Origin of the sequence: Polynucleobacter sp. IMCC 29146 (genome assembly GCF_021395195.1) — a bacterium.
Classification (GTDB): domain Bacteria; phylum Pseudomonadota; class Gammaproteobacteria; order Burkholderiales; family Burkholderiaceae; genus Polynucleobacter.
The window spans coordinates 1-253 of sequence record NZ_JAJVCR010000034.1 but is presented as its reverse complement, the minus strand read 5'-3'; the positions used below and the strand labels follow the sequence as shown (position 1 = coordinate 253).

Here is a 253-nt window from a genome sequence, read left to right as displayed (position 1 = left end):
TGAGAAGATTTTGTCCTTATACGCTAGGGGCATGACCGTTCGAGAAATCCAAAGCCACTTAGAGGAGATGTATGGAGCTGAGGTCTCGCCTACCCTCATCTCAGCTGTCACTGAGGCTGTAGTCGAATGAACTGACCTGATTTTTAGTACCACTCCAAAAGAGAGGATTTTTGATAATCTTCACCCTAAAGGAGTGCTAAATATGGCAAAAGGCCAACGTCTTAAACCCGAGCAAATCGTCACCTTATTGCGT

At 45.1% G+C, this 253-nt stretch carries 1 pseudogene; it reads left to right on the top strand.

Features of this window, described 5'->3' with window-relative positions:
- Positions 1-127 (top strand): annotated as a pseudogene (locus LZT22_RS12670) (transposase); the annotation flags it as partial.
- Positions 128-253: the final 126 nt, after the last annotated feature.